The sequence below is a fragment of the Variovorax sp. P1_H12_2 genome (assembly GCF_056405335.1).
On the sequence record NZ_JBFUCI010000646.1, the window covers coordinates 1 to 2,260 of the forward strand.

The window sequence follows — 2,260 nt, forward strand, 5'->3', positions numbered from 1 at the left end:
CCGCCACCGCCGCCCGGCCCACCGCGACGCGGGCCCTGACGCTGGTCCTTGCGCTGGCGCGAGAAGCTGTCGGCGCCGATGTACCCCAGCGAGGTCTTCATCGGATCGGGCTGGTTGGCGCCGCCGGGCACGCGGTCCTCGCCGCCCTGCCGATTGCGCCCCTGCTGGCCCGGGCCGGGCCCCTGCCCTTGCCGGTCGCCGCGGTTGTTGCGGCGCCCCTGGGGCGGGCCCTTGCCGCCGCCGCGGTCGGGACGCGCGCCCGGACCGTGCGCCAGCGGGTTCGGGATCGGCTCGCGCTCGTCACCCTGCGCGCCGCCGGCGCCGCCGTTGCGATTGCCGCGGCGCTTGCGGTTGCGGTTGTTGCGCCCGCCGTTGTCCTGGCCCTGGCCCTGGCCCTTGGGCCCCGCGCCGTGCCGCGGCGGCCGGTCGCCGCCGTTGCCAGCGGCCTGGAACAGCGCCTGGATGTCGCGTTCGTCGAGCTCCATCCAGGCACCGCGCTTGAGGCCGCGCGGCAGCACCATCGCGCCGTAGCGGATGCGGATCAGGCGGCTGACCGCATGGCCGACCGACTCGAACAGGCGGCGCACTTCACGGTTGCGCCCTTCGGAGATGGTGACGCGGTACCAGCAGTTGGAACCCTCGCCGCCGCCCTCCTCGATGGTGCCGAACTGGGCCATGCCGTCGTCCAGGCGCACACCTTCGAGCAGGCGCTTCTTCTCCTCGGCGCTGAGGGCGCCGAGCACGCGCACGGCGTACTCCCGCTCGAGGCCGAAGCGAGGATGCATGAGCTGATTGGCCAACTCGCCGGAGCTGGTGAAAAGCAGCAGGCCCTCGGTATTCAGGTCGAGCCGGCCGACCGACTGCCACTTGCCCTGCTGCAGGCGCGGCAGCTTGCGAAACACGGTCGGGCGGTTCTGCGGATCGTCGTGCGTCACGACCTCGCCGACCGGCTTGTGGTAGGCGATCACACGCGGCGGCGGCGGCGCGATGCGGTAGCGGATCGGCTTGCCGTTGATCTTGACCTGGTCGCCGTACTGGATGCGCTGGCCGATGTGGGCCGGTTCGTTGTTGACCGAGATCCGGCCCTGCAGAATCAGTTGCTCCATCTCGAGCCGCGAGCCCAGGCCGGCCTGCGCCAGCACCTTGTGCAGCTTGGGCGAATCGGCCTCGGGCAGCAGCACGCGCTTGAGCGGCGGCACTTCGGGGCTTTCCTCGTCGGCGTCGAACTGGCCGGAAATGACGTCGGCGAAGCGGATCGGCTCGGGCGGCGGCGCATTGCGCTGCTCGCGCTCGGCGGCACGGCGGGCGCGGTCGAGGTCGTCCTCCTCCTCGTCCGGCTCTTCTTCCTCTTCTTCGTCATCGTCCTGCGAACCGGCCTCGGAGGCACGCACTTCAGCCGGCTGCGCCGGGGGCGGCAGCACGGCTTCCTCTTCAGCGATCGCGACCGGCGCTGCAACCGGTTCCTCGGCCGACGGCTCGGCCGGAGCGGCCGCAACTTCCTGCTCTACCGGCTTGGGCTTGCGCGGGCGCCGCTTGCGCGGCGCTGCGGCGCCTTCCACGGGCACTTCGCCCGCGGGCACTTCGGACACAGGTTCGGCCGGCAGCGTGGCTGCGTCATCGGGATCAATGGGGCTCATGGTCGGGTTCCGGAAGGGACAGCGATGGTGTCGGCCTCGTCGGGCGCGGCTTCGGCCTCGACGGGTGGGGAGAAAAGGGACTCCGAAGGCTCGGAGGTCCCGAGGGCTTCGTTTTCGGCTTCGTTTTCGGCTTCGGCCTGGGCTTCGGCCTGGGCTTCGGCCACGAGGCCAGACTCCGCCGGCGCCTCAGGCCCGGCCACCTCCGTCGGAGGGACAGGCGCCTCGAGCGGCAGATCGTCGATCGGCAGCGAGGACTGGTCCTCGCCCGCGGCCTGGTCGAGCGCGGCGATCAGCGCGCCCTGCTGCGCCGGCGTTTCGATCAACGGCAATTCGTCCAGCGACGCCAGGCCCAGGTCGTCGAGGAACTGGCGCGTCGTCGCGTAGAGTGCCGGTCGGCCGACCGTTTCGCGATGGCCGATGACCTCGACCCAGTTGCGGTCCTCGAGTTGCTTCAGGATCAGCGAGTTGATCGTGACGCCACGGATGTCTTCCATGTCGCCCCGCGTCACCGGCTGCCGGTAGGCAATGATCGCCAGCGTCTCGAGGGCCGCGCGCGTGTAGCGCGGCGGCTTCTCGGGGTGCAGCCGGTCGAGGTGATCGCGCAGTTCGGGCCGGCTCTGGAA

2 protein-coding genes are annotated in these 2,260 nt (G+C 71.5%); both read right to left on the reverse strand.

Features of this window, described 5'->3' with window-relative positions; translation table 11 throughout:
• Positions 1-1,637: pseudouridine synthase (locus AC1D2K_RS33675; RefSeq protein WP_478094650.1), on the reverse strand; the 1,637-nt coding region annotated here is incomplete at its 3' end.
• Positions 1,634-2,260 (reverse strand): SMC-Scp complex subunit ScpB (gene scpB / locus AC1D2K_RS33680; RefSeq protein WP_478094652.1); only part of this gene is annotated, 627 nt, incomplete at its 5' end. The genes AC1D2K_RS33675 and scpB, both read right to left, overlap by 4 nt.